Here is a 26,179-nt window from a genome sequence, read left to right as displayed (position 1 = left end):
CCGCTCCCCTTGTTGTTTGTGATGCCATTCGCTATGCGATGACAATATCATGATCAGGGACCAGCATAGCCTAGAGGAGATGCTCGAATTTTTAATCAGGATCAAAAGGCTTGCAGACAGCGCCTAAATGCAGATAAATCCTCTATGCTGCGAGCCCAACCCATGAGGAGGAGAGGCCGATGAAATCCGATAAGGGCGGTCTGGTGTATTCGACGGAACACGGCCGCATGTGTCCGCAATGCCGGCAGCCGATCGCGGCTTGCGTGTGCGCCGCGGCGCGGCCCGCGTTGCCCACGGACGGGGTCGTGCGCATCCGCCGCGAAACCAAGGGACGGCAGGGCAAGGGCGTGACGGTGATTCGCGGCGTGCCGCTCGCCGAAGCGGCGCTGACCGCCTTTGCCAAGGGCCTGCGGCAACGTTGCGGCAGCGGTGGCACGGTCAAGGACGGTGTGATCGAAATCCAGGGGGATCATGTCGAGGCGCTGATCCCGTTGCTGACGCAGCAAGGCTGGGCGGTTAAACAGAACGGCGGCTAGGGTTGGCAGACAGACCCTAATCGTCGTTTCCGCCGGGAAACCATGCGAGGGCGCGCATGTCGACGCGGCCGCGCGCGTCGAACGTCACGCCCTCGTTCTCCAGCAGCAGCCGCTGCAATTCATCCTCGCCGGTCAGTCCGCGCACGGGAACGTATCCTTGGGCGTTGAGCACGCGAAACCATGGAATCGGTTGCGGCGCCAAGGACAAGGCCCGCGCCACCATACGCACGTGGCGCGGATAGCCCGCCGCGCGGGCCACCGCGCCGTAGCTCATGACGCGGCCCGGTGGAATGGCGGCGACGACGCGTTGCATGGCGGCCAGCATGCGAGGGGTCGACGGTTTTTTCATCTCAGTCCGCCATGGTGACGGCCAGCCGCGCCGCGACGATCACGACCGCCGCAAGCAACAGGCCCTCCACGCGCAAAATGCGCCAAAAATAGCGTTTGGCCTGCGGGTCCCGGCGCATGACGCCGGGCAAATAGCGCCAGCGGTTGAGCGCGCCCAGGCCGACCGCGCCGGCGATCAGCGCGCCTTTGGCCCACAGCCAGCGCAGGTAGTCGGGGCTGGCGCGCGTCGGTGCGCCGTGCGTGACCCGCTCCAGGTTCCATAATCCGGTGAGCACGATCAGCCCCAGCGCCCAGGTGGCGAGTGTCGACACTTGCTGCGCCAGCATCTCGGTCCCCGGATCTTCCGCATTGGCAAGCCCCGCCAGCCAGACCGTTCCCGCCCAGATGGCCATGCCGCTCAGATGCAGAACGTGCGCGATGAGCGCCGGCGTCAGAACGCCGGCGTCGGCCGCATGGCCGGTCGCGGCACGCGCCGCAACGAGTGTCAGTGCCGCGAGCCAAGCGAGCATGCGTTGCCGGCCGCCGAGCAACAGGCAAATCCAGGCCGTCAGCGCGACAAGCTGCATGGCGCCGAAATGTGTTTGTCTCAACACCAGGCTAAGCGCGTTGGGAAAGTCGGCGGGCGTGGCGTCGGTCATGACCGTCGTCGAAACCGCTATATAGCCGGCAAGCGCCGCGCCGATCAGCCCTGCGATCCCGGCGCGCCGCGCTGCCGATGTGCCGAAGAGCAAGCCGGCGACATAAAGGGCAATGCCGGCGTCAAGCCACGCCGCGCACAACGGCACGCTCCAGTCGGACCAAAATGCCGTCATTGCACGTGGAAGATATAGCTGCCGTGCGTGCGGTGGCCATCCTTGGCAACCGCCACCCATTTCACCATATAGCCGCCGGCGGCGAGCGGCGGCAGCGGCAGTCGCATCGAGTCCGGCGTATCGACGGCGGACGGGGCGTTGCCGATCTTTTTCCCTTGCGCGTCATCGAGTTCCAGCGCGCTGAGCGCCGGTTCCAGCGGTTCGGTAAAGCGCATGCGCACCTCTTTGGGCGCGGCAACCGTGCTGTTGGCCGCCGGGGTCATGGCGGCGGGATGCGCGTGCGCCCACGCGGTCTGATAAGCGACGAGCAGCAAGGCGGCGGCACCGAGCCGGCATAGTAAGGAACGAGGCATGCGATTCTCCACAAAAAGCAGATTATTTGATCAAGATCATCAGGCGCAGGTCGCCATGATACAGGGCGGGAATCATTGTTATCTACATAGGGTGTATAGTGGCGCCCCTGTGGCGATATGTCGCAGGCATGACATTTTGGGCGCTGGCTTAGGGTCCTTAGGCCGGCATCGTTGATTTAGAGGAAGCAGAAATAATGAAAAAAAGCATGTTGATGGCGTTGGCCGCCGTGGGGCTACTGGCCGTGTCGGCGGGCGCATCCGCCAGCCAATGGAAAGAAATCCGTTTTGGCGTGGAAGCCAGCTACCCGCCGTTTGAGTCGAAGGCCGCCGACGGTAAGCTGGTCGGTTTCGACATCGATCTGGGCAACGAGATCTGCAAGCGCCTGCAAGCGAAATGCGTGTGGGTCGAAAATGATTTCGATGGCCTGATTCCGGCGCTCAAGGCGCGCAAGTTCGATGGCATCCTGTCGTCGATGTCGGTGACCGAGCCGCGCCAGAAGCAGATCGGCTTCTCCAGCAAGCTGTTCAATACCCCGACGCGCATGCTCGCCAAGGCCGGCTCCGGGCTGATGCCGACCGCCGCTTCGCTCAAGGGCAAACGCGTCGGCGTGCAGCAGGGCACGATTCAGGAAGCTTACGCCAAGCTGCACTGGGCCGCCGCCGGGGTGGAAGTCGTTCCTTATCAAAGTCAGAACCAAGTGCTGGCCGACCTGAAGAGCGGCCGTCTGGACGCGACGCTGCAAGATGCGATCGAGGCGGACCAAGGGTTCCTGCAAAAGCCGGACGGTAAGGGCTTCGCTTTTGCCGGCAACGATCTGAACGATCCCAAGACCTTGGGCGTCGGTTCCGCGGTGGGTCTGCGCAAAGAGGATACCGCGTTGAAGGCGGCGATCGACCAAGCCATCGCCGGCATGTTGAAGGATGGCACCTTCAAGAAGATCGAAGCGCGCTATTTCCGCTTCGACGTCTACGGCCAGTAAGCCGGCCGGACGAAGCCGCCGCGGCTAGGCCCGGCGGCTTTTTCATTGCAAATCTGCAACAGTGTGCATAAAAAAATATATTACAAAGTCATTGAGATTCTTTGTGAAATATCTGTTCCTATCCGTCCCTCATGTGCATGAGTGATGACTGATATTCCCGGTATACCGTCCGATCGGACGGGTTGCTATCTGGGCGTCATGGTTTGAGTAGGCGATGTCACGGCCAAAATGGCTGGAGGCCGCAACATCCACCTACAACATTGTAAAAATAAATTCTATAGACATAGCGTCACATTTATATAACATTCGGGTCCGTAAGCTTCCGCACACAGGGAGCCTGCTCCGTCAAAGAGGGTCAATAACCCCGGAGAACGAGTGAAAGTTATCCCGACACCCGGCCAAATGATGGTTCGGGTTTTTTCATCGTTGCAGTGCATCTTGTCTCTGAGGAGAAACAAGTGAAGAAGACGTTTGCAGCAGTTGCCGCCCTGGGCCTGATGGCCGCCTCTTTCGGCGCATGGGCAGGCCAATGGCAAGAAGTCCGTTTCGGCGTGGATGCAAGCTATGCGCCGTTCGAGTCCAAGGCACCCGATGGCAAGTTGGTCGGCTTCGATATCGACCTCGGCAATGAGATCTGCCGTCGTCTGCAAGCCAAGTGTGTTTGGGTGGAAAACGACTTCGACGGCATGATTCCGGCACTGAAGGCCAAGAAATTCGACGGCATCCTGTCGTCGATGTCGGTGACCGAGGCGCGCTTGAAGGAAATCAACTTCTCCAACAAGCTGTTCAACACCCCGACCCGCATGATCGCCAAGGACGGCTCCGGCCTGATGCCGACGGCCGCTTCGCTCAAGGGCAAGCGTGTCGGCGTTGAGCAAGGCACCATCCAGGAAACCTACGCCAAGGTCCACTGGGCGCCGGCCGGTGTAGAAGTCGTTCCGTACAAGGATCAGAACGCGGTGCTGGCCGACCTGCAAGCCGGCCGTCTGGACGCCTCGCTGCAAGATGCCGTCGAAGCGGACCAAGGTTTCCTGCAAAAGCCGGAAGGCAAGGGCTACAGCTTTGCGGGCAAGGACCTGGTTGACGCGAAGACGCTGGGTACCGGTGCCGGTGTCGGCCTGCGTAAGGAAGACACCGCATTGAAGGCCGCCATCGACAAGGCCATCGCCGGCATGCTCAAGGATGGCACCTACAAGAAAATCGAGAAGAAGTACTTCACCTTTGACGTATACGGCAAGTAATTAGCCGTGGCTGCCGCTCCCTGACGGGAGGCGGCGAATAGCCGCCGACGTGACCGGCTTGCCGGCCGGTCGCGTTGGTGGCTTGTCTTTTGGCAAGGCATCAGGATGCGGCGCGGCACCCTGAGGGGGGAATAACATGTTTTTGTATGGATTCGGTTCCATCATTTGGGGTGGGACCGTGGTGACATTGGAATTGGCGATCCTGTCGCTGTTCCTGGCATTCGTCATCGGCCTGATCGGCGCGGCGGCCAAGCTCTCCGGCAACCCGCTCTTGCGCCTTGTGTCCACCGTCTATACCACGCTTATCCGCGGTGTGCCGGACCTGGTATTGATGTTGTTGATTTTCTATAGCCTGCAAATCGGCCTGAACAAGCTGACCGACTGGCAGCACATGGCGCAGATCGATCTCGATCCCTTCGTGTCCGGCATCATCACGCTCGGATTCATTTACGGCGCCTATTTCACCGAGACGTTGCGCGGCGCCTTCATGGCGGTGCCCGGCGGCCAGATCGAAGCCGGCCGCGCTTATGGCATGAGCCATTGGCAGGTGTTCCATCGCATCCAGTTTCCGCAGATGATGCGCTTCGCCCTGCCCGGCATCTCCAACAACTGGCAGGTGATGCTCAAGGCCACCGCGCTCGTGTCCATCATCGGCCTGGCCGACGTGGTCAAGCTGTCGATCGATGCCGGCAAGAGCACCTATAAGGTCTTTTTCTTCACCACGGTCGCCGGCGCGGTCTACCTGATGCTGACGACGGTGTCCAATTTTGTGCTGATGTGGCTCGAACGCCGCTATTCGACCGGCGTGCGGGAGGCCGAGCTATGATCGATATCATCCAACAGTTCTGGCAGCAGTTTCTGTGGACCGACGGCTATCATCTGTCCGGCTTGGCCGTCACCATGTGGCTCTTGTCGTTGTCGATCGCGATGGGTTTCGTCACCTCGATTCCGCTGGCGGTGGTCCGCGTGTCGAAGACGCGCTGGGCGGCCGGCGCGGTGTGGCTCTTCACCTACGTGTTCCGCGGCACGCCGCTGTATGTGCAGCTGCTGTTTTTCTACACCGGCGTCTATAGCCTGGACGCGGTGCATCACGTCGATTTGTTGAACGCGTTTTTCCGCGACGGCTACAACTGCACGATCTTGGCGTTCGCGCTCAATACCTGCGCCTATACCACCGAGATCTTCGCCGGCGCCATCAAGGCGACGCCCTATGGCGAGATCGAGGCGGGCCGCGCCTACGGCATGAACAAGTTCACCCTCTATCGGCGGGTGATCATCCCCTCGGCGCTGCGGCGCGCGTTGCCGGCGTACAGCAACGAGGTGATTCTGATGCTGCACTCGACCACCGTGGCCTTTACCGCCACCGTGCCGGACATTCTCAAGGTAGCCCGCGACGCCAACTCCGCCACCTACGATTCGTTCAATGCCTTCGGCTTGGCGGCGCTGCTCTACCTTTGCATTACCTTCATCCTGGTCGGCCTGTTCCGCAAGGCCGAAAAGAAGTGGCTGGCGCATCTGCGGCCGGCCAGCGCACACTGATTGGATCGCATGATGGACAAGTTGATTATCAAGAACATTCACAAGCGCTTCGGAGATCTGGAAGTGCTCAAGGGCATTTCCCTGACCGCCAAGGCGGGCGACGTGATCAGCATCATCGGCTCCTCCGGTTCGGGCAAGAGTACCTTCCTGCGCTGCATCAACTGCCTGGAAAAGCCGCATGAGGGCAGCATCGTCGTCAACGGTGAAGAGCTGCGCATGCAGCGCGTCAAGAGCGGCGAACTGATCCCGGCCAACCACGATCAGCTGCAGAAGATGCGCACCAAGCTCGCCATGGTGTTCCAGCACTTCAATCTGTGGGGGCACATGACCGTGCTGGAGAACGTCATCGAGGCGCCGGTCCATGTGCTCGGCATGAGCAAGGCGGAAGCCACCGAACGGGCGATCAAATACCTGCGCAAGGTGGGTCTGGACGAGCGCGCGCAGGAAAAATATCCGGCGCACCTGTCCGGCGGCCAGCAGCAGCGCGTGGCGATCGCCCGCGCGCTGGCGATGGAGCCGGAAGTCATGCTGTTCGACGAACCGACCTCCGCGCTTGACCCGGAGCTGGTGGGCGAAGTGTTGAAGGTGATGCAGGCGCTGGCCGAGGAAGGCCGCACCATGATTGTGGTGACGCACGAAATGGGCTTTGCCCGCAACGTGTCGAGCCACGTGATGTTCCTGCATCAGGGGCACGTCGAGGAAGAGGGCTCGCCGGAAGAGGTGTTCGGCAATACCAAGAGCGAGCGTCTGAAGGCCTTCCTGTCCGGTAGTCTCAAGTAACCGTCGCTCAGCGTCCGGCGCCCGCCGGACGCTGTCGTCATGCCGTCAAGAGTTTCCCGGTTTTAAACGTGTCGGCGCTCGCCACCTTGGCGATGCCCATGCCCGCCGTGGCATAGGTGCGGTGGCTGGTGGCGTACAGCATGCCGCCCCGGTTGGCGCGGACTTCGCTGGTTTGGTCGCTGATCGGATCGATGATTTCGGCGATCAAATCGCCGCGTTTCACCGCGTGGCCCGGCTCGGCATGGTAGACGACCACGCCGGCCTGCGGCGCGAACAAGTCCTCCGAGCCCGCCAGCGGCGTGGCGGGGTAAGGCAGTTCAGGCAGCGGCGGCACCGGTTCGTCGACCACGCCGCGCAACCGCAAGAAGTTCAATATTCCCTCCGCGTCTTGCCGCGCCAACGCATGGTTGACCTCGTGCTGGCCGCGCAGCTCCACGGTGACCGCCAGACAGCTCAATGCGATGTTGGCCGACAGGCCATCGGCCGCCAACAGTTCGCGCAGCTGCCACCATGGCTGGCTGCAGGCCTCGTCGAACGGCTGGTCGCCCGACTCGGTGGCGAGCAGCGAGGCGCTGGCGCCCAGATAGCGCGCCAAGGGCTCGCATTGCGGCCACAGCGGCGTGCCGGTATAGACGTGCAGCGCGGCGCGGAAGTCGCAGTGCAAATCCAGCACCACGTCGGCATCCACCGCGAGTTTATGCAAGGTGAGCCGCAGCGATTGCAGTTCGGTTTCCGGCTGCAGCCGGTTCAGGTATTGCTGCATATGCCGGCGGATCAAGGCGGTATTGGCGGTCGCGTCCTGGCCGAGCGCCGCGCGGATGTCCGGATAGATGCCTTGGGCGAGTTGCGGGTAGTGGCGATTGAAGTTCTGGCCGCTTTGCAGCTCGAAGCGGCCGAGCAGATTCTGGCTCTGGTTCTGATTGAGGCCGATCGGGTTCGCCGCCGGCACCAGCACGATCTCGCCCAACAGCCTGCCCGCGTCTTCCAATGAGGACAGCTGTTGCTTCAGATGCCAGGCGACCAGCATGCCGGGCAGCTCGTCGGCATGAAGGCTGGCTTGGATATAGACTTTCTCGCCTTGGCCGGCCGGGCCGAAGTGGAAACTGGTGACCGTGCGCTGGCTGCCTAGGCTGGGGGATCGCAACGGATGATGATGGATATGCATGCACTCTCCTCTAGGAGTTCGATTTTTTGGTTATCTATTCATGGTATGCCATCTGGGCGACGTTGTGGGAGCGGCGGAGGGGGCTACGGCGCGGCCAGGGATGATAAACTCGACTGTCGTCCTTTCTTTCTTGACCGCCTCTCATGCCACGAAAAGCCCTGACCGACGATCAGCGCCATGCGCGCCGCGCCACGCTGCTTGCCGCCGCGCAAACGCTTTACCGCCATTCCGGCCAACTGCCGACCGTGGCGCAGATCGCCGAGGCGGCCGGCGTGGCCAAAGGCAGCGTCTATCTGTCTTTCCGCACCAAGGAGGCGATTTTCATCGCCCTGCTGGAAGACAGTTTCGATCGCCTGTTGGCAGGACTGCTGCCGCTGTTGCGCGCCATGCCCGCCGAGGCGGAAGCCGCCGCTTCGCATATTGCCCCGGCCCTGTCGGCCTATCTGGCCGAACAGCGCGAACTGTTGTCGCTGGCCGGCATGGCCAACGCGGTGCTGGAGCAGAACCTTCCCCTGGCCGAAATGCTGGCGTTCAAGCGCCGCTTGGCGCTGGGCTTGGCACAGGCGGGAGCGGTGCTGGAGATGCGCACCCCCCGGTTGGCTGGGCGCGGCGCGGCCTTTCTATTGCAAACCTGGGGGCTGTGCATCGGGTTGTGGCAAGCGCTGGACGCGCATCCCGGACTCGTCGCCTTGCGCGACGAGCCCGATCTGGCCATCTTGCGGCTCGATTTTCGCGCCGAGCTCTGTCATGCGCTCGACGCGATGTGGTTCGGCGCGCTGGCCCCTCGCTAGGACGCTCCGCCGCGTAGGGCGCAATCGGCGCGCAACGCGCGACATTGCGCCGAACACCTGACCCCAGTCCTAGGACATGTCTTAAAAGACGGTTGCTGTGGGAATTTCTGAGTAAGAACGCGAACCAAGCGTCTTTTATTTAGAAAAAAGAGAGAACATTGATGAAGGCTCTTCCCACGCGCGTCGGCATGTTGCTGCTCGCCAGCATGCTATCGGCTTGCGCTTCTTACAAGGCAACGCTTCTTCCGCAAGAGAACGATACCTATACGGCTATTTCCACGTCTTCCAATTACCGCGATGCGTTGAACGATGCGGTTGGCAAGGCCAACGACCATTGCGACTCGACGCGCCGCAAGGCGGTGTTCCTCGAACGCGCCGAAGTATCCAAGCAGGATGAGCAGGGCGATGCCGTCAAGGTGACCAATACCGTGGCCTCCGCCGCGGTCAAGATCATGACTTTTGGCATCGTGTCGAGCAACTTCGGCCAAAGCGACGAAGACCACAAGGTTGCGGTGCGCTTCCGCTGCGAATAACTACAGCCCGTACTTTCTGACCTTGTCGAACAGCGTGGTCTTGGGGATCTTCAGCGATTCGCTGGCCCGGCTCAGGTTGCCGTCGTGACGCCGCAACGCTTCGGCGATCAGCACGCGCTCGAAATCCTCGACGCTTTGCGCCAGCGACGGCGTGTCGCCGCCGCGCGCCTCGGGCAGCAGCGGCGTGCGGATGCCAAGCGCGAAACGCTCGGCCACGTTGCGCAGCTCGCGCACGTTGCCAGGCCAATCGTGGCCCAACAGCAGCGCTTGTTCGTCCGGTTCCAGCGTCGGCGTGGCGCGGTCGAAACGGGCGCAGGCCTGCAGCAGAAAATGCTCGAACAAGAGCGGGATGTCCTCGCGCCGCTCGCGTAGCGGCGGCAGCTCCAGCGACACCACGTTGAGCCGGTAATAGAGGTCGGAGCGGAATTGGCCGGCGTCGCTCATCGCCTTGAGGTCGAACTTGGTGGCCGCCACGATGCGGCAATCGAGCTGCACCGGCGTGTTCGAGCCCAACCGCTCGAAACTGCGCTCCTGCAGCACGCGTAACAGCTTGATTTGCTGCGCGATCGGCATGCTCTCGATTTCGTCGAACAGCAGGGTGCCGCCGTTGGCGTACTCGAACTTGCCGATGCGTTTTTTCTTGGCATCGGTGAAGGCATGCGCCTCATGGCCAAAGAGCTCGCTTTCGAACAGCGTGTCGCTGAGCCCGCCGCAGTTGAGCGCCACGAACGGCCGTTCGCTGCGCTTGCTCGCCATGTGCAGGCAGCGCGCGACCAGCTCCTTGCCGGAGCCGGTTTCACCGTGGATCAACACGTTGGCGGCGGTGTCGGCCAGGTCGGCAATCATCGCGCGGATGCGCGCCATGGCCGGCGAGTGGCCGATCAGCTGCGTTTCCAGCGTGAATTTGCTTTGCAGCTGTTGTTCCAGGTTGCGTACCGCCAAACCGAGCCGGCGCTGTTCCAGCGCCCGGCACGCCACATCCACCAGCCGTTCCGGCGAGAACGGCTTCTCCAGAAAATCGTAGGCGCCATCCTTCATCGCCTGCACCGCCAAGCGGATGTCGCCGTGACCGGTGATCAGGATCACCGGCAGCGCGTTGTCGCATTCGCGCAGCTTCTTCAACAGCGCCATGCCGTCGGTGCCGGGCAGGCGGATGTCGCTGACCACGATGCCGGCAAAGCCGTGCGCAATCTGCTGCAGCGCCTCCTCGGCGCTGCCGACGCCGGCCACGGCGATGCCTTCGAGCTCGAAGGCCTGCATGCAGCCGAGCAATACGCTAGGATCGTCTTCGACGATAAGAACGGACAGGCCTTCAAACATGGTTGTGCTCTCCGGAGTGCGCGGGCAGGGTCAGGGTGAAGATCGCCCCGCCTTGCGGATGGTTGGCCGCCGTCAGCGTGCCGCCGGCGTCGCTGACGATGCTGGCCGACAAGGTCAGCCCCAGGCCCAAGCCAACCCCGGGCGGTTTGGTGGTGTAAAACGGCTCGAACAGATGCTGCAGGCTTTTGGCGGAGAAGCCGTGGCCGTTGTCGTGCAGCGTCAGCTCGATGCGGTCGCCGTCCTGGCGGCCGCGGATGACGATCAGCGCGCCGGCTTGATCCTGCAGGGCATCGAGCGCATTGGTCAGCAGATTGACCAGCACTTGCTCCAGGCGGTTGGGGTCGCAATCGGCCACCAGGCCCGGCGCTTCTTCGCGCCGCACTTCGATGGCGCCATGGCGCAGCCGCTGATCGACCAGAAAGAGCGCGTTGTCGAGCGTGCGCGTGAGCTCCGCCTGGCCGCTGCTGGCCTGCGATTTGTGCGCGAACGAACGCAGCGCGCCGGTGATGCGGCCCATGCGCTCGACCAGTTGGCCGATGGTTTCCAAATTGCCGCTGGCGGTGTCCAGGTTGCCGCGCGCCAGGTATTTGACCGTATTGGCCGACAGCGTGGAGAGCGCCGCCAGCGGCTGGTTCAGCTCATGCGCGATCTGCGCCGACAATTGGCCGATCACCGCCATCTTGCCGGCCTGGACCAGCTCCGCCTGGGTTTGACGCAAGTGGGTTTCGGCGCGGGTGCGCTCGATCACTTCCTCCTTCAGCTGCTGATTGGCGGCCAATAGATCGGCCGTGCGCTCCTCGACCTTTTGCTCCAATTGCCGGTAGGCGCGCTGCAGCGCCTCGCGCGCCGCCAGCTTGTCGCGAAGCCGGCGGCGGCGCTCGTTGAGCAGCACGAGCCCGGTCAGAATCAGGATGGCCAGCACCGCCGCGAGGCCGGCGCGGCTGTAAGCCAGGCTGTAGGCCGGCGCCAGACTGACCAGCACCGACAGCTGCCAGTTGCTGCCGGATAGCGGACGCGTCTGTTCCAGATAACGGTGCCATGTCGATTCGGCCACGCCGGGCGGCGCCTGCCAGCGCACCACGCGGGCATCGCTGGACTGTTGGCGCAGAAAATCGATTTTCAGCGGCTTGAGCCGGAGACGGTTGTATTGGCGCGTTTGATCGAACTGGTTGAGTTCGTTGGCCGGCAGCAGGCCAAGCGTGGCGAACTTCCACTCCGGCCGAGACGCTAGAATGATGACGCGGTTGGCGTCGGCCACCCAGACCAGCGCCTTGTTCTGGCTCCAGGTGTGCTCCAGCCGCGCAAGGCTGATCTTGACCACCGCCACGCCGATGACCTTGCCGCCGCCATTGTCGTCCAGCGCCTGCGACAGGTAGTAGCCCGGCTCGCTGCGCGTGGTGCCGATGCCGAAGAAGCGGCTGCTCTGGCCGATGATCGCCTCCTTGAAATAAGGGCGGAAGGCGTCGTTCTCGCCCAGGAAGCTGTCCGGCTGTTGCCAGTTGCTGGCGGCAATGACGCGGCCATGGCGGTCCATGATGTAGATCGCGGTTGCGCCGGTGCGCTCGGTCAGATGCTCCAGATAGCGGTTGACCTGATTTTGCAGCGCGAGATCGCGCGGGGCGTCCAAGAGGCTGTTGACGGCCGGCGACAGGCCGAGCACGCCCGGCAGCCGCGCGAACCGCTCCACCTCGCTATCCAGCGTCGCGGTGTACAGATCCAGCCGCTGGTTGGCGCCGTTTTCCAGGTCGGCCAGCGACGACGACAGGCTGACATTGAACGCCCAGAAGGCGAAGCCGGCGACGATCAGGGCGATGAGCGCCAGATACAGCGCGGAGCCGGACAGGGAGCGGCGCTTCGACATAAAGTGACTAAGCAAGAAAAGTTACTATCTCGGCGAGCATAGTTAGATTGATTGGGTATGGCAAACCATCCGATCAAGCTTTGTTTTATCGGCGCCGCCATCAATCGTAGCGTGTGTTCGCCGCAGGCAACGCACGGGTCATCCCTATTCCCCCGAATTCGAGGGAATTGAAGATCGGCATGTAAAAAAGCGCGGCAGGGAATCCCCCGCCGCGCCAAACAAAGGCCTCTCAGTCGCTCAAATCTCTTGATTGGCCAGCTGCGTAACCGGTTCGGCGGCGACACCCACGACGTCGGGTTGTTCCTCGCCCAGCATATTTTCCATCTTGGCCACGGTGGTGGTGGCGATCGAGTTGGCCATCACGTTGGTGGTCGTGCGGATCATGTCCAGGAATTGGTCGATGCCCAGGATCAGCATGATGCCGGTTTCCGGCAGGTGGAACATCGGTAGCACGGCGGCCACCACCACCAGCGAGGCGCGCGGCACGCCGGCGATCCCCTTGCTCGTCACCATCAGCACCAACAGCATGGTCAGCTGGCTGCCGAGCGACATCGGAATGTTATAGACCTGCGCGATGAACAGCGCGGCGAACGACGCGTACATCACCGAGGCGGCCAGGTTGAACGAGTAGCCCAGCGGCAGCACGAAGCCGGAGATCTTGCTGTCCACGCCGAAGGCGTCCAGCTGTTCCAGTACTTTCGGGAAGGCGGCTTCCGAGCTCGCGGTGGCGAAACCCAGCATCATCGGGGCGCGGATCTTCTTCATCAGCGCGAAGATGCGGCGGCCCAGATAGAGGTAGCCGATGCCGAGCAGGAAGACCCACAGCGTGGCGATGGCGACGATGAAGGCGCCGAGGAAGCGGGCGTAGATGACCAGCACGCCCAGACCTTGGGTGGAGATGGTGGAAGCCACGGCGCCGAACACGCCCAGCGGCGCGAAGGCCATGACGATGCCGGTCAGCTTGAGCATGGTGTGGGCCACGTCGTCCAGCATCTTCACCAGGGTGGTCGGGAAGCGGTTCTTGAGCTGCGCCATCGAGATGCCGAAGAACAGCGAGAACACCACGATCTGCAGCATTTCATTATTGGTCATGGCCTCGAAGAAGCTCTTCGGGAACATGTGCGAAATGAAGTCATGCAGGTTGATGGCGCTGGTCTTCAGGCCGCTGCTGCCGGTCGGCATCGGCAGGTTGTAGCCGACGCCCGGTTGCAGCACGTTGGCGTAGAACATGCCGATCAGCAGCGACACCAGCGAGGCGCCGATGAACCAGGCCATCGCCTTGGTGCCGATGCGGCCCACCGACTTGGTGTCCGAATTGGCGATGCCCACGACCAGAGTGGAGAACACCAACGGACCGATGATCATTTTGATCATGCGCAGGAAGACGTCGGTGAGGATGGAAAGATTGCCGGCGACGTTCTTGGCCGACGCCGCGTCGAGCGAGTTGTGACACAAGAAGCCGACTACGATACCGAGGATCAGCGCAATGCCGACCCACATGGTGATTTTGTTCGATTTCATTACAGTCTCCGGTTCTAAAACGCCGGCACGCGTTAACGGTGTCGAAGCCTGAACCGTCGTTGCGTTGCCCTGTCCGTCCAGCCTCCCGTGGGACGCCTTGGGTTGTGTGTGTGCGCACGATGCTGCGGCTGTCCCGCTACCGCGGACGGCTCATGGCCGTCTTATTGTCATCGATGCCGCTTATTTAGCATGCGGCGTGCCAGCTATAGGCCGGTGGCGTGTTTTTGTAACGTATTGATACAAAAAGAAAAAACCAAATGTGCTTTGCGGCGCGTTTGGTTTTCCGGATGGACGGGGGGTGGATGCGTTCGAAAAACCGAACGCCAGGCGGTCAGTGACCGCGCGCGGGCACCGACAGGCGCGAGGTCATCACCTGCACCACATCGCCATGTTGGTTGCGTGTTTCGCTCTTGAGCGCGACCAGGCCGCGCTCCGGACGGTGCGGCGAGACCTTGATCTCAAGCACTTCGCTGAAGACCTGCAGCACGTCTCCGGGCCGCGTTGGGCGAGGCCAGCGCAGTTCGGCGCCGGCGCCGACGAGCCCGCCCGCCACCGCCAGGCCGCTGCCGACCAACAGCCGCATGGTGACCGAGGCGGTATGCCAGCCGCTGGCCGCGAGACCGGCGAACAGCGTGTCGCGCGCCGCGGCCTCGTCCAGATGGAACGGCTGCGGGTCGAACTGGGCGGCGAAGGCCTTGATCGCCTCGATGGTCATTTCGTACTGCGCGCTGGCAAAGGTTTGGCCTAAGGCGAAATCCTGCAAGTAGCGCGGCGCGGCGGTCGTCATGGGTCTTCTCCTCTGCAAAATGAATGAAATGAGAAAAGGCTGCATGCGGATGGTCTATAAAAGACTATCGGCGCCTTTCCTGGGCGTATTGTTTTTTTGTCGACGACAAGGAGCGTAAAACATGGCCAGCATTGCCATCGTGTACTTCAGTGGATACGGACATACCGCCAAGCAAGCCGAGGCCGTGCGCGAAGGCGCAGCCGGCGTGGCGGGCGCCAAGGTCGAGATCTACCGCATCGATGCCGAGGGCAATCTGCCCGACGGCGCGTTCGATGCGCTCGGCCAAGCCGATGCCATCATTTACGGCAGCCCGACCTATATGGGCGGCCCGGCGTGGCAATTCAAGAAATTCGCCGACGCGTCGTCGAAACCCTGGTTCGTGCAGGCGTGGAAAAACAAGTTGGCCGCCGGATTCACCACGTCGGCCTCGGTCAACGGCGACAAAGGCTCGACCATCAATTACCTGTTCACCCTGTCGCAGCAGCATGGCCAGATCTGGGTCGGCACCGGGCTGATGCCCGCCAACACCAAGGCGCACGGCCCGGCGGACGTCAACTGGACCGCGGGTTTCGGCGGCGCCTTGGCCATTGCGCCGTCGGACGCTTCTCCGGATGAGGCGCCGCGTTCGGGCGACCTGGAAACCGCGCGTCAGCTGGGCCGGCGCGTGGCGGAACTCGCGGCCAAGTTCGGTTAAGGTGTTCGGCGCAATGCCGCGCGTTGCGCGGCGATTACGCCCTACGCAACCGGACACCCCTTTGCGTAGGGTGCACTCGCCGCAGGCAGTGCACCGCTGATGACGACACGTCCTAGTCCCGCGAGCACAGCGCGCCGGCCTCGGCCAGCGCCTCCAGCAGGCGCGCGGTGCTCTCGCCGCTGACCGAGAAAGGGTCGAGCCGTGCTTGATCCGAATAGCGCAACAGTAGCGACATGTTGAGCTTGTCGAGCGCCACGCGCGCCATCGCCCAGTTGGCGTAGCGGCGTTCGGTGATTTCCTCGTACTTCAACAGGGTGACGTCTTGATGGCGCTTGTCCTGCGCCAGCAGTTGGAACAGTTTGTTGACCTCGGCGCGGCCGCCTTCCAGGACTTGCACGAACGTATTCTGGCTGTAGCACAACAGCCCGGTGATGCCGTTGGCGGGATTGCGCGTCTGCGATTGCGCCAGGATGTCATCGATCAGTTTGCCCGAGATGGCGTCCTGCGTATGGCTGGCATAAATCAGGCGGACCAACATGATTACCCCCTGTGGATCAGAGACAGAAACTCGCGGCGCAGATTGGCGTCGCGCAGGAATGAACCGCGCATCACGCTATTGGTCATTTTAGACTGGTTGTCCTTGACGCCGCGCCAGTGCATGCAGAAATGATCGGCTTCCATGACGATGGCGAGTCCGTCCGGCTGCAGCTTCTTCATCAAGAGGTCGGCCATGTGCGACACTGCTTCCTCCTGGATCTGCGGCCGCGTCATGACCCAATCGATCAAGCGCGCGTACTTCGACAGTCCGATCAAATTGGAGTGCTCGTTGGGCATGACGCCGACCCACACCCGGCCCATGATCGGGCACAGATGGTGCGAGCAGGCGCTGCGCACGGTGATCGGGCCGACAATCATCAGTTCGTTCAGCTGCTCGACATTGGGGAACTCGGTCGACGCCGGCATCGGCGCATAGCGGCCCTTGAAGACCTCGCGCACGAACATCTTGGCCACCCGCTTGGCGGTCTCCTGCGTGTTGTGGTCGTTTTCCGTGTCGATCACCAGGCTTTGCAGCACCTGTTGCATGCTTTGCTGTACTTCGGCCTGCAGTTGGTCGAGTTCGCCTGCCTCGATGAAATCGGCGATATTGTCGTTGGCGTGAAAGCGCTTGCCGGCGGCTTGCAGCCGCGCGCGGATGCGCTGCGATGCCGGCGTGGCGCTTTGGCCTTTTTCTTGTTCAGAAGTGCTCATGAGGTAAAGACCTGTTCTGGAGGGACAGTGGGCGCCGGACTGCCGCCCGATGGTACTAATACTTTAAGAGTGTACGTTGCGTATTGCATAAACCACAAAGGACAAGTATACGCATGAAACGAGAATATTTGGCCATCTGCCGCCAATTCAAATACTTACATTGCTTAGGGGTATTCGCCGCGTTATGCGCGCTGCCGGCGCTTGCCGGCCCGTCGGCGCCCGAGGCGGCCACGGGGTTCAACGCCAAGGCGGCGGCCGAGCGGCCCCATGCGATGATCGTGACGGCGACGCCGCTCTCGACGCAGGCGGGCCTGAGCATGCTTGCGCAGGGCGGCAGCGCGGTCGATGCCGCCATTGCCGCCCAGGCCATGCTCGGCTTGACCGAACCGCAGTCCTCCGGCATCGGCGGCGGCGCCTTCCTGGTGTTTTTCGATGGCCGGCGCGTGACGACGTTCGACGGCCGCGAAACCGCGCCGGCGGCGGCCACGCCGGATCGCTTCCTGCGCGCCGACGGCCAGACGATGGATTTCTATCGCGCCGTGGTCGGCGGCCGCTCGGTGGGCGTGCCTGGCGTGCTGGCCATGTTGGCCATGGCGCATCGGCGTTATGGCCGGTTGCCATGGGCGACGCTGTTTCAGCCGGCGATCCGCCAGGCCGAACAAGGCTTTCCGCTATCTCCCCGGCTCTATGGCCTGCTTGCCGGCGAACGTTTTCTGGCGCAAGACGCGACGGCGCGCCGCTACTTTTACAACCCCGACGGCCGGCCCAAGCCGATCGGCACCCTGCTGAAGAACCCCGATTACGCCGCCACGCTGCGCCTGATCGCCCGCCATGGCCCCAGTGCCTTCTATCAGGGCGCGCTCGCGCGCGACATCGTCGACGCCGTCGCGCGGGCGCCGGGCAATCCCGGCGACATGACGCTGGCCGATTTGCGTCGTTACCGGGCGCGCGAGCGCGCGCCGGTCTGCGGCGACTATCGCGACTACCGGCTGTGCGGCATGGGGCCGCCGAGCTCCGGCGGCGTGGCCGTGCTGCAAATGCTGGGCATGCTGCAGCGTTTCCCCTTGTCCACCCTGCCGCCGCAGTCGGTCGATACCGTGCACCTGTTCAGCGAGGCCGGCCGCTTGGCGTTTGCCGACCGCGGCCAATATCTGGCCGATCCCGGTTTCGCGCCGGTGCCGGTGCGGCAATTGCTCGATCCGGCTTATCTGGCCGCGCGCAGCCGGCTGATCGACCCGCAAAAATCGCTGGGCAAGGCCTTGCCGGGGAGCTTGCCCGGCGCGCCGCAGGCATGGGGCCGGGACAACGCGCTCGAGCTGCCCTGTACCAGCCAGATCGTGATCGTCGACCGCTTCGGCCGGGCGCTGAGCATGACCACCTCCATCGAGGACCAGTTCGGCAGCCGCGTCATGGTGCCCGGCCGCGGTTTTCTGCTGAACAACCAATTGACCGATTTTTCCTTTAACCCGGTCGAGCAAGGGCGGCCGGTGGCCAACCGCGTCGAAGGCGGCAAACGGCCGCGCAGCAGCATGGCGCCGATGCTGGTGTTCGACGGCAAAGGCAAGCTGTACGCCGTCACCGGGTCGCCGGGCGGCAGCGTGATCATCAACTATGTGGCGCAGACGTTGATCGGCTTGCTCGATTGGCGTCTCGACCCGCAGCAGGCGGTGTCCTTGCCGCATTACGGCAGCCGCAACGGGCCGACCGAGCTGGAGGCGAGCCGCGGGCTCGACGCGCTGGCGCCTGAGCTCGCAGCGCGCGGCCATCAGGTGGTGCTGACCGATATGACCAGCGGCCTGGCGGCCATCGTGCGCGCGCCCGGCGGCTGGATCGGCGGCGCCGATCCGCGCCGCGAGGGCGTGGCGATGGGAAACTGACCGATTTTGCTCATGCTGGCCAACCGCTTGATCCTGACGTAACGTCATAGTTTAGATTGCCGCCAGGAGGAAGGTCATGTGGCTGAAAATCGGCGAACTCGCCCGTCGCACCGGACTGACGGTGCGCACCTTGCATCATTACGACCACGTCGGGCTGTTGTCGCCATCCGGGCGCAGCGACGGCGGTTTCCGGCTCTACAGCCAGGACGACGTCGAACGGCTGCACCGCATCCTGGTGCTGCGGCAATTGGGCTACCCGCTGGCGGACATGCGCCGGCTGCTGGCGGCCGCCACGCCCGATCCGAGCCTGCTCGACCAACACATTGCCTTCCTTGACCGGCAACTCAGACAGACCCAGATGCTGAAAAACCGCCTGGAGCGCCTGCGCACGCGCATGGCCGAGCCGCGCGGCGCGGACATCGGCGATTGGCTGTCGATTTTGGAGATGATGGCAATGATGGAAAAACACTTATCGCCCGAAGAGCTACAGACCTTGCATGAGCAGGAAGCGCGCGACGGCGATGCCTTGACCGCGACCTGGGCGGCGCTGACCGCCGAGGCGCGCGAGGCCATGGCGCGCGGCGAGACGGCGGACGGCCCGGCCGGCCGCGAGCTCGGCTGGCGCTGGGGCTTGTTGTTGCGCGACATCACCGGCAACGACGTGGCGCTGGCGATGAAATTGCGCGATTTGTTCGCCGCCGAGCCGCGCGCGCAACAGATCCGCGGTCTGACGCCGGCGATGATGACCTGGCTTGCCGATGGCTTCGCCCATGCGCATTGCGCGCTGTTGGCGCCGTACTTGAGCGAGGCGGAGCAACGCGCCGTGCTGGCGCGCCAGCGGCAGCACGGCCCCGCCTGGGCGGTATTGATCGCCGAGGCGCGCCAGGCGAGACAGCAAGGGGTGCCCGCTTCGGACGAGCGCGCCCAATCGTTGGCGCGCCGCTGGATGGCGCTGTTCGCCGACTCGTATTTCGGCGACGACAAGGCGTTGGAGGCCAAAATCCGCCGCGCCTTCCTGCAAGAGCCGCGCCTGATGCAGCACATCGGCGTCGACAATCCGCTGATCGACTGGGTGCATCAGGCGATGGAGCATGTCTACGCGCCCTATCAAACCCGCAGCGATCCCGGCGCGCCCAAGCCCAGCGCCTTCATGGTCGCCGTGCACCGCGCGGCGCACCAATGTTTCGATGTGCCGCGGGTGTTCGACGACCCGATGGCGATGGCCATGATCGGCCGCGAAGAGGCCGAGGCCATGCGCGCCGAACCCGAGCGCTTCGCCAACCCGTTCGCCATGGGGTTGCGCAGCGCGTTGGCGGTGCGCAGCCGTTTGACGGAAGACTTGTGGACCGAGGCCGCGCGGCGCGGCGTGCGCCAGTACGTGGTGCTCGGCGCCGGGCTCGACACGTTCGGCTATCGAGGCGCGGCGGCGCCGGATACGGTGGTGTTCGAGGTGGACTTGCCGGTCACGCAGCAATGGAAGCGGGCGCACCTGGCCGAATGCGGCATCGCCGAGCCGGCCGCGGTGCGCTACGTGCCGGTCAGCTTCGAGGAGGAGACCCTGGCGCATGGGCTTGACGCCGCCGGCTTCCGCCACGACGAACCGGCTTTCTTCTCTTGGCTGGGCGTGGTCATGTATTTGGCGCCGGAGGCGGCGATGCGCACGCTGGCGTTCGTCGCCGCGTGCGCCGCGGGCAGCGGCGTGGTGTTCGACTATTCGCTCGCGCCGGCGGCGATGGGACCGCTGGAACAGAGCATCCAGGCCGGCATGATGACGCGGCTCGCGCAGAGGGGCGAGCCGGTGAAGTGCCGCTTCGACCCGGCCGAACTCGCCGATCGGCTTCACGCCTTGGGCTTTGCCCGGGTCGAGGACCATACCGCCATGGCGCTCAACCGGCGCTATCTGGATGCGCGCGAGGACGGGCTGCACTTTGCCGGCATCTCGCACATCATGCATGCCGAGGTGTGAGCGATGTGTGGGGCGAGGCGAGCACCCGCCATCGTCGTACATTCTCCGCAGGCAATGCACGTCCCTAGTTGCCTGCCAGCCGCCAAAACGCGTTCAGGGCCTCGCCCTCGCGCTGCTGCACCTCGTGGCAGAGCGCGCCGATGCGGTCGTGATGGTGCTTGAGCACCGCGACCACCGTCGCCTCCAATTGGCGCGCCGCCACCAGATCCTCCAGATGGGCGAAGACCTCGGGCGCCGGCAGACCGGCGCGATAGGGGCGGTCTTCGCTCAGCGCGGTGTAGACATCGGCCACCGCCATGATGCGCGAACCCAGGCTCAGCCGGTCGGCGCTCTTGTGAAACGGGTAGCCGCTGCCGTCCAGGCGTTCGTGGTGATGGGACGCCCATTCGGCGATATCGCCCAGGCCGTTGATCCGGCTGAGAATGTCATGGGTGATGTAGCTATGCGCGCGCACCCGCGCCGTCTCCTCCCAGGTCAGCGGACCGCCGCGGTTGATGTACTCGCACGGCACGGCCAGCTTGCCGGTATCGTGCAGATAACCGGCAATGCGCATCTTGGCGGCCTCGACCTCGCTCATGCCCATGTATTTGGCCAGCGTTTCGGCACAGATGGCCACGCCGGCCGAGTGGGTGGTGGTGAAGTGGCTGCGCGAGTCGATGATCAAGGCGAAAAACTGCGCGAACCGCATCAGTTGCTGCAAATCGAGCTCGATGTCGTTGAACGGCGCCAGCGCGCGCAGGATCTGATCGAGATTGACGGAAAACAGATCGAGCCAGAAGCGCTCGATCTGCGATACCTGCATGAAAGCGTTGACCTGCTCGGGGCAGAACATGGCGCCGCTGTTTTCCTGCACGCGCAGACGGATGTCGCCGACCTCCGCCAGGATGTTGGCGTGCCCTTGCGCCAACACCTCGATGCGGTCGGCAAGATGAATCAGATGGCTCAGCATCGGCACCGGCTGACCTTCGAAGGTTTGCCCCTCGCCGTGCGCCCAGGGCACGTGATGAAACGCGAGCAGCGGCGCATAGGGCTGGAAGGTGTCGAAGCGCGCCAGTAATTGCGCGCCCATCTGGGCGTGCTGATGCGGCTCGGTGTCCTCGAAGGCCAATAGCCGCAAGCGGTCGTGCAGGGCCAGCGCGCCGATGTCGTGGAAGATCGCGGCGATGAACAGGCTCTGATAGTCGGCCAGCGGCAACGACATGGTCATGCCGATTTGGGCGGCGATCAGACAGGTGCGCTTCTGGTGCGAGCCCAGTTGCGGATCGAGCAGGTCCAGCGTGGTGGACAAGGCCGCGATCATGTCGAACAGACGTACGTTGAGCACGGCATGGGAGTGAGCTTCGGTATTGATGACGGCCATCGTATTCTCTTCAGCGTATGCATTTTGAGTGACGATGACCCTATTGTAGATAGGGGAATGGTGCTTTGCCGTCCGATCGGCCGGGCGTCCGACGCTGCTGCGCCAGCCGCCCGGGTTGGGTGCTACAGCATCATCCCGCCCGATACCTCGATGCGCTGGCCGTTGATCCAGCGGCAGTCCTCGGTCAACAGCGCCGCCACTACGCCGCCGATGTCGTCCGGCAGGCCGGCGCGGCCGAGCGCCGTCTGGCCGGCGATGAAGGCATTCACTTGCGCGTTGTCGCGCACGGCGCCGCCGCCGAAATCGGTCTCGATCGCCCCCGGCGCCACCACGTTCACCGCGATGCCGCGCGGGCCGAGTTCCTTGGCCATATAGCGCGTCAGCACCTCGATCGCGCCCTTCATCGCCGCGTAGGCGGCATAGCCCGGCAGGGCGAAGCGCGCCAGCCCCGACGACAGATTGACGATGCGGCCGCCGTCGGCGATCAAGGGCAGCAGCGTTTGCGTCAAGAAGAACGTGCCTTTGAGGTGGATGTTCATCAGTTGGTCGAATTGCACCTCGCTGGTGTCGGCGAAGGCGGCGTGGATGCCGATGCCGGCGTTGTTGACCAGGAAGTCCAGCGAGTCGCGCTGCCAGTGCGTCTGCAATGCGGCCCGCACCGCCTGGGCAAACGCCGGAAACCCGGCGCTCGTGCCCACGTCCAGCGGCAACGCCACGGCGAGCCGGCCCTGCGCCGTGATTTCGCGCACCACCGCCAGGGCCTCGGCGTCTTGGCTGCGGTAAGTCAGAATGACGTCGACGCCGTGGGAGGCCAGGTGGAGCGCCATGCTCTTGCCCAAACCGCGGCTGCCGCCGGTGATCAATGCGATCTTGCTGTTCATGCGATGCTCTCCTTAACGGACGGTCTTGTCCGGCTCTGGTCTGCAGTGTAGGTGCCTGAAACTGTTAGATAAATATCGACAATCTGGATGAACTTTCCAAAATAAACGAACAATCCGGCCGGTTTGGCCGTCATCCTGTCCAGACGGACGCATTCTCGGCTATGGTCAGGTAGGATGGTTGCCATGCGGGCTACGGTGACCGGGAACGGGCAGGGGGACAGAGGATGGATGAGCTGGCGAGACAGGCGTACTTGGCGCGTATCGGCATTCGCGATGACGTGGAGCGGTCGCCCGAAGGACTGGCGCAGCTCCACTTGCAGCATTTGCGCACGGTGCCGTTCGAGAATCTGAGCTTGTTCCTCGACGAGCCGGTGCGTTTGGATGAGGCGGGGCTGCTGGCCAAATTGGTCACGCGCCGGCGCGGCGGTTTCTGTTACGAAGTCAATGAGGCGTTTGCCCGCCTGCTGGATGCCTTGGGTTTCGATGTCAGCTTGCTCTCGGCGGAGGTATTCGATGGCGAGGCATTCGGACCCGCGTTCGATCACTTGCTGTTGCGGGTGCGTTTCGACGAAGGCGACTACCTGGCCGACGTCGGCTTCGGCGATTCCTTTTTACTGCCGCTGCCGCTGGCCGGTTCCATCAGCCACCAGCCGGACGCCAGTTACCGCCTCGTGGAAATGCATGGTCAACTGGTGCTCGAGCGTTGCAAGCAAGCGGGTCACTGGCGGCCGCAGTACCGCTTCACGCTGGCGGCGCATGCCATCGAGGCCTTTGCCCAGCGCTGCGCCTATCATCAGCATTCGCCCGAGTCGCATTTCACCCAAAAGCCGCTGTGTTCGCTGGCGCGCCCGGACGGCCGCATCAGTCTGGCCGGAACGCGCTTGATCCTCACGCTCGGCGCCGACCGGCTGGAACAGCCGATCGGCGACAGCGCCACCTTGCGCCGCAGCCTCGGCAAACACTTTGGCATCGACGTGGACGTGGCGCAGGCGGAACGGCTATTCGCGGCCGGCCGCGCACTCGCGTAGGGCGCACTCGCCGAAGGCAGTGCGCCACAGGCCCTACCCCGGCAGCGGGATCCACTCCGTTTCGCCCGGGATGGCGCCCATGCGCTGTGCCTGCCAATCCGCTTTCGCTTCCTCGATGCGCTCGCGCCGGCTGGAGACGAAGTTCCACCACATCGCCCGCGGTCCGTCCAGCGGCGCGCCGCCGATCAGCACCGCGCGCGCGTCGGCGGGCGCGGTCAGCCGCCAGGCGCAATCCGGCGCCAAGACCGCCATCGTGCGCGGCGGCACCCGCTCGCCGTTGAGTTCGATTTCGCCGTCGACGGCGTAGACCGCGCGCTCGGCGACGTGATCCGGCAGCGCCAGATCGCTCTCAGGCGTCAATTGCAGATCCAGATACACGGTTTCGCTGAAGGTGGCCACCGGCGAGCGCGCGCCGAACGCCTCGCCGATCAGCACGCGCACGGTTGCGCCGTCGACCTCGATTTGCGGCAAGGCGGCGGCCGGCGTGTGCGCGAAGGCCGGCTCGCACTCCTCGGCCTCGCGCGGCAGCGCGCACCATAACTGCAGCCCGTGCAGGTCGAAGGTTTGGTCCAGCAGGTCTTCCGGTTTGCGCTCCGAATGCACGATGCCGCGGCCGGCGGTCATCCAGTTGATCGCGCCGGGCTCGATGCGCTGCACCGAGCCTAGGCTATCGCGGTGCATCATCGCGCCGGCGAACAGGTAGGTGACGGTGGCGAGCCCAATGTGCGGATGCGGCCGCACGTCATGCGCGTGGCCCGGGGTTTCGCGCACCGGTCCCATGTGATCGAAAAACACGAACGGCCCCACCGCGCGGCAGGCCGCCGCCGGTAGGCTGCGCCGCACGACGAACCCCCCGCCCAGATCCTTCTCCGGCGACGGCAACAATATCAGGCTGCTCATCGTCAGACCTCGGCCACGGTGTCGATGACGGTCGTGACTTGCGTCATCAATTTGTGCACCGGGCAGCGGTCGGCAATCGCCATGAGCTTTTGCCGGGTGGCATCGTCGAGCGAGGGGTCGAGCGCGATGCGCGCCTGCAACCGGTAGGTGCCTTGGCTTTCCTGGCTGTCGTCGCGCGCCACGGTCACGCGGATGTCGCCCACATCGATGTTCTTGCGTTGCGCGTACCACAGCATGGTCAGCGCTTTGCAGGCGCCGAGCGCGGCGTCGTACAAATCATGCGGATTGGGGCCGCTGCCGCTGCCGCCTTCCGCTTCGCCCATGTCCACCACCAGCCGGTGCTGGCCGATCTGCACCGTATGGCGCATCGGCGCCGATAGGTCGCGCTCAATGACGATTGTCATCACGTTCTCCGTTTGTTTTATTCAGTACAACAACATTAATGCAAAAGTCGCCCATAGTGAAAGGGACGTACAGGGAGACGCAGCGATGACAGACGCCGTGGAACAAGCGCCGGCACGACCTTGGTTCAACCTGCTGCAGGTGGTGGCGAGCCTGCTGCTGGCCTATGCGCTGTTGATGGTCGGCAACGCGCTGGCCAGCACGCAGACGTCGCTCAGCCTATTGGCCGATGGCGTGCCGGTGGCCATGGCCGGCGTCATCCAGTCGGCCTATTACGGCGGCTTCTTTCTCGGCGGTTTCGCCTGCAGCGGCATCGTGCGCGACTATGGCCACCATCGCGCCTTCGCCGTGTTGGCGGCGACCGTGTGTCTGGTGGCGTTGGCGCAGTCGCTGCTGCATGGCGCGCTGCTGTGGCTCGTCAGCCGCTTCGCCAACGGCCTGGCGATTTGCGGCGTGTTCATGGTGGTGGAGAGCTGGCTCAACGCCTGCGTCAGCAATGCGCAGCGCGGCCAGCTGTTTTCGCTCTACATGATCATCAGCTACCTTGGCGCCAGCGCCGGGCAATGGTTGCTGCGCCTGCCGTTCGACCAGCCGGGCTGGCCGTTCATCGTCGTGGCCATGCTGTTCACCTTGGCCATCATCCCGGTGACGCTGACGCGGCAACAGCCGTTGCCGGTGACGGAGTCGGCGCCGGGCAACCTCTGGCGCCAGGCGCTGCGCACACTGTTGCAGCTTCACCGGCGCGCGCCGTTGGGCTGGGCCGGCGCCCTGGTGGCCGGCAGTTTCAACAGCGCGTTTTACGCGATGATGCCGGTGGTGCTAAGCCAACTGCACTACAGCAATACCCACGTCGGCGACTTCATGGGGCTGACCCTGCTGGCCGCGCCGGTGCTGCAATGGCCGATGGGCAAGTGGGCCGACCGCGGCAACCGGGCCGAGCTGCTGTCGCGCTCGGCGCTGGCGGTGCTGGTGTTGGCGCTGATTCTGAGCCAGGTGCTGGCGACTTGGCTGTTGCTGCCGCTGACCATGCTGTTCGTCTGCATCGCTTTTACCTTCTACGGCACGCTGAGCGGCATCGTCAACGACGCCATGCCGCCGCGGCGCCGGGTCGAGGCCAACGCCACGCTGCTGATGATGTACGCGCTGGGCGGGACGCTCGGGCCGGTGTTGTGCTCGTTGATCATGGGCTGGCTCGGTCCCGCCGGCTATTTCGTCAGCGCGGCGATGCTGTCCGGCGCCATGCTGGCGGCGGCGCG

The 26,179-nt window shown here is 63.9% G+C and carries 27 protein-coding genes; 13 read left to right on the top strand and 14 right to left on the bottom strand.

Annotated elements, in window-relative coordinates; translation table 11 throughout:
- Positions 1–179 precede the first annotated feature (179 nt).
- Positions 180–536, top strand: a complete 357-nt coding sequence (locus tag JOZ06_RS12905) for a translation initiation factor Sui1 (protein WP_293233044.1) — start codon at positions 180–182, stop codon at positions 534–536.
- Positions 537–552: 16 nt separating this feature from the next.
- Here JOZ06_RS12905 and JOZ06_RS12900 read toward each other — a convergent pair whose 3' ends face one another.
- From JOZ06_RS12900 to JOZ06_RS12890, 3 genes are read right to left on the bottom strand one after another with little or no spacing between them, the layout of a single operon-like run.
- A complete protein-coding gene (locus JOZ06_RS12900; RefSeq protein ID WP_293233042.1) occupies positions 553–885 on the bottom strand; it encodes an MGMT family protein in 333 nt (110 codons plus the stop codon).
- Between the two features lies 1 nt (position 886).
- Positions 887–1,696 (bottom strand): CopD family protein, encoded by an 810-nt coding sequence (locus JOZ06_RS12895; protein WP_293233040.1) that lies wholly within the window; start codon positions 1,694–1,696, stop codon positions 887–889.
- Positions 1,693–2,049 carry a copper resistance protein CopC gene (locus tag JOZ06_RS12890; RefSeq protein WP_293233038.1) on the bottom strand — a complete coding sequence of 119 codons (357 nt, stop codon included), beginning with the start codon at positions 2,047–2,049 and terminating at the stop codon, positions 1,693–1,695. Before JOZ06_RS12890 ends, JOZ06_RS12895 begins: the two co-directional genes overlap by 4 nt.
- Positions 2,050–2,243: 194 nt before the next feature.
- On the opposite strand from JOZ06_RS12890, the gene JOZ06_RS12885 reads away from it, so the two are divergent.
- The 5 genes from JOZ06_RS12885 (at position 2,244) to JOZ06_RS12865 (ending at position 6,589) form a co-directional block, all read left to right on the top strand.
- Complete coding sequence (locus tag JOZ06_RS12885) at positions 2,244–3,029, top strand: ABC transporter substrate-binding protein (protein ID WP_293233036.1); 786 nt, start codon at positions 2,244–2,246, stop codon at positions 3,027–3,029.
- Positions 3,030–3,487: 458 nt separating this feature from the next.
- Positions 3,488–4,270, top strand: a complete 783-nt coding sequence (locus JOZ06_RS12880) for an ABC transporter substrate-binding protein (RefSeq protein ID WP_293233034.1) — start codon at positions 3,488–3,490, stop codon at positions 4,268–4,270.
- A gap of 136 nt (positions 4,271–4,406) precedes the next feature.
- Complete coding sequence (hisQ, locus tag JOZ06_RS12875; protein WP_293233032.1) at positions 4,407–5,096, top strand: ABC transporter permease; 690 nt, start codon at positions 4,407–4,409, stop codon at positions 5,094–5,096.
- Complete coding sequence (locus tag JOZ06_RS12870; RefSeq protein ID WP_293233030.1) at positions 5,093–5,809, top strand: ABC transporter permease; 717 nt, start codon at positions 5,093–5,095, stop codon at positions 5,807–5,809. The genes hisQ and JOZ06_RS12870 overlap by 4 nt, the downstream gene beginning before the upstream one ends.
- A 12-nt stretch (positions 5,810–5,821) precedes the next feature.
- On the top strand, positions 5,822–6,589 hold the full coding sequence (locus JOZ06_RS12865; protein ID WP_293233028.1) for an ATP-binding cassette domain-containing protein: 768 nt from the start codon (positions 5,822–5,824) through the stop codon (positions 6,587–6,589).
- Between the two features lie 37 nt (positions 6,590–6,626).
- Here JOZ06_RS12865 and JOZ06_RS12860 read toward each other — a convergent pair whose 3' ends face one another.
- Positions 6,627–7,754 carry a succinylglutamate desuccinylase/aspartoacylase family protein gene (locus tag JOZ06_RS12860; protein ID WP_293233026.1) on the bottom strand — a complete coding sequence of 376 codons (1,128 nt, stop codon included), beginning with the start codon at positions 7,752–7,754 and terminating at the stop codon, positions 6,627–6,629.
- Positions 7,755–7,897: 143 nt separating this feature from the next.
- Between JOZ06_RS12860 and JOZ06_RS12855 the strand changes: the two genes are divergently transcribed.
- Both JOZ06_RS12855 and JOZ06_RS12850 read left to right on the top strand, forming a co-directional pair.
- Positions 7,898–8,545 carry a TetR family transcriptional regulator gene (locus JOZ06_RS12855; protein WP_293233025.1) on the top strand — a complete coding sequence of 216 codons (648 nt, stop codon included), beginning with the start codon at positions 7,898–7,900 and terminating at the stop codon, positions 8,543–8,545.
- A 161-nt stretch (positions 8,546–8,706) separates the two neighbouring features.
- Positions 8,707–9,078: a hypothetical protein gene (locus JOZ06_RS12850; RefSeq protein WP_293233023.1), complete on the top strand. Its 372-nt coding sequence runs from the start codon at positions 8,707–8,709 to the stop codon at positions 9,076–9,078.
- Here the strand turns inward: JOZ06_RS12850 and JOZ06_RS12845 are convergent, their stop codons facing one another.
- The 4 genes from JOZ06_RS12845 to JOZ06_RS12830 all read right to left on the bottom strand — a co-directional run bounded on the left by JOZ06_RS12845 (position 9,079) and on the right by JOZ06_RS12830 (position 14,567).
- Entirely contained in the window at positions 9,079–10,398 is a 1,320-nt protein-coding gene (locus tag JOZ06_RS12845) for a sigma-54 dependent transcriptional regulator (RefSeq protein WP_293233021.1), read from the bottom strand.
- A complete protein-coding gene (locus JOZ06_RS12840; protein WP_293233019.1) occupies positions 10,391–12,259 on the bottom strand; it encodes an ATP-binding protein in 1,869 nt (622 codons plus the stop codon). The genes JOZ06_RS12845 and JOZ06_RS12840 overlap by 8 nt, the downstream gene beginning before the upstream one ends.
- A gap of 237 nt (positions 12,260–12,496) precedes the next feature.
- Positions 12,497–13,780 carry a dicarboxylate/amino acid:cation symporter gene (locus JOZ06_RS12835; RefSeq protein ID WP_293233017.1) on the bottom strand — a complete coding sequence of 428 codons (1,284 nt, stop codon included), beginning with the start codon at positions 13,778–13,780 and terminating at the stop codon, positions 12,497–12,499.
- Between the two features lie 331 nt (positions 13,781–14,111).
- Entirely contained in the window at positions 14,112–14,567 is a 456-nt protein-coding gene (locus tag JOZ06_RS12830) for a MaoC family dehydratase (protein WP_293233015.1), read from the bottom strand.
- A 121-nt stretch (positions 14,568–14,688) separates the two neighbouring features.
- Here JOZ06_RS12830 and JOZ06_RS12825 point away from each other — a divergent pair, with 121 nt between their 5' ends.
- A complete protein-coding gene (locus JOZ06_RS12825) occupies positions 14,689–15,261 on the top strand; it encodes a flavodoxin family protein (protein ID WP_293233013.1) in 573 nt (190 codons plus the stop codon).
- A 112-nt stretch (positions 15,262–15,373) separates the two neighbouring features.
- On the opposite strand, the gene JOZ06_RS12820 is transcribed toward JOZ06_RS12825, so the two are convergent.
- Positions 15,374–15,799, bottom strand: coding sequence for a BLUF domain-containing protein (locus JOZ06_RS12820; protein ID WP_293233011.1), 426 nt, complete (start codon positions 15,797–15,799; stop codon positions 15,374–15,376).
- A 2-nt stretch (positions 15,800–15,801) separates the two neighbouring features.
- The gene (gene folE / locus JOZ06_RS12815) at positions 15,802–16,509 is read right to left on the bottom strand and encodes a GTP cyclohydrolase I (protein ID WP_293233009.1); all 708 of its coding nucleotides are present in this window, start codon (positions 16,507–16,509) and stop codon (positions 15,802–15,804) included.
- Between the two features lie 113 nt (positions 16,510–16,622).
- Between folE and ggt the strand changes: the two genes are divergently transcribed.
- Positions 16,623–18,386 (top strand): gamma-glutamyltransferase, encoded by a 1,764-nt coding sequence (gene ggt / locus JOZ06_RS12810; RefSeq protein WP_293233008.1) that lies wholly within the window; start codon positions 16,623–16,625, stop codon positions 18,384–18,386.
- A 76-nt stretch (positions 18,387–18,462) separates the two neighbouring features.
- Positions 18,463–20,352, top strand: coding sequence for an SAM-dependent methyltransferase (locus tag JOZ06_RS12805; protein WP_293233006.1), 1,890 nt, complete (start codon positions 18,463–18,465; stop codon positions 20,350–20,352).
- A gap of 64 nt (positions 20,353–20,416) precedes the next feature.
- Here the strand turns inward: JOZ06_RS12805 and JOZ06_RS12800 are convergent, their stop codons facing one another.
- On the bottom strand, positions 20,417–21,712 hold the full coding sequence (locus JOZ06_RS12800; protein ID WP_293233004.1) for an HD domain-containing phosphohydrolase: 1,296 nt from the start codon (positions 21,710–21,712) through the stop codon (positions 20,417–20,419).
- Between the two features lie 122 nt (positions 21,713–21,834).
- Complete coding sequence (locus JOZ06_RS12795) at positions 21,835–22,593, bottom strand: SDR family oxidoreductase (protein WP_293233002.1); 759 nt, start codon at positions 22,591–22,593, stop codon at positions 21,835–21,837.
- Between the two features lie 224 nt (positions 22,594–22,817).
- Between JOZ06_RS12795 and JOZ06_RS12790 the strand changes: the two genes are divergently transcribed.
- Positions 22,818–23,621, top strand: a complete 804-nt coding sequence (locus JOZ06_RS12790; RefSeq protein ID WP_293233000.1) for an arylamine N-acetyltransferase — start codon at positions 22,818–22,820, stop codon at positions 23,619–23,621.
- Positions 23,622–23,654: 33 nt separating this feature from the next.
- On the opposite strand, the gene JOZ06_RS12785 is transcribed toward JOZ06_RS12790, so the two are convergent.
- Together JOZ06_RS12785 and JOZ06_RS12780 are read right to left on the bottom strand one after the other, a co-directional pair.
- Complete coding sequence (locus JOZ06_RS12785; RefSeq protein ID WP_293232998.1) at positions 23,655–24,521, bottom strand: pirin family protein; 867 nt, start codon at positions 24,519–24,521, stop codon at positions 23,655–23,657.
- Between the two features lie 2 nt (positions 24,522–24,523).
- Positions 24,524–24,925, bottom strand: coding sequence for an OsmC family protein (locus tag JOZ06_RS12780; protein ID WP_293232996.1), 402 nt, complete (start codon positions 24,923–24,925; stop codon positions 24,524–24,526).
- Between the two features lie 85 nt (positions 24,926–25,010).
- Here JOZ06_RS12780 and JOZ06_RS12775 point away from each other — a divergent pair.
- Positions 25,011–26,179, top strand: a 1,169-nt coding sequence (locus JOZ06_RS12775) for an MFS transporter (protein WP_293232995.1), incomplete at its 3' end; no start/stop codon positions are given.

This window comes from Paludibacterium sp. (genome assembly GCF_019232825.1).
Taxonomy (GTDB): Bacteria; Pseudomonadota; Gammaproteobacteria; order Burkholderiales; family Chromobacteriaceae; genus Paludibacterium.
Note: the sequence above shows the minus strand (reverse complement) of the source record. Positions and strands in the feature narration are given on the sequence as shown.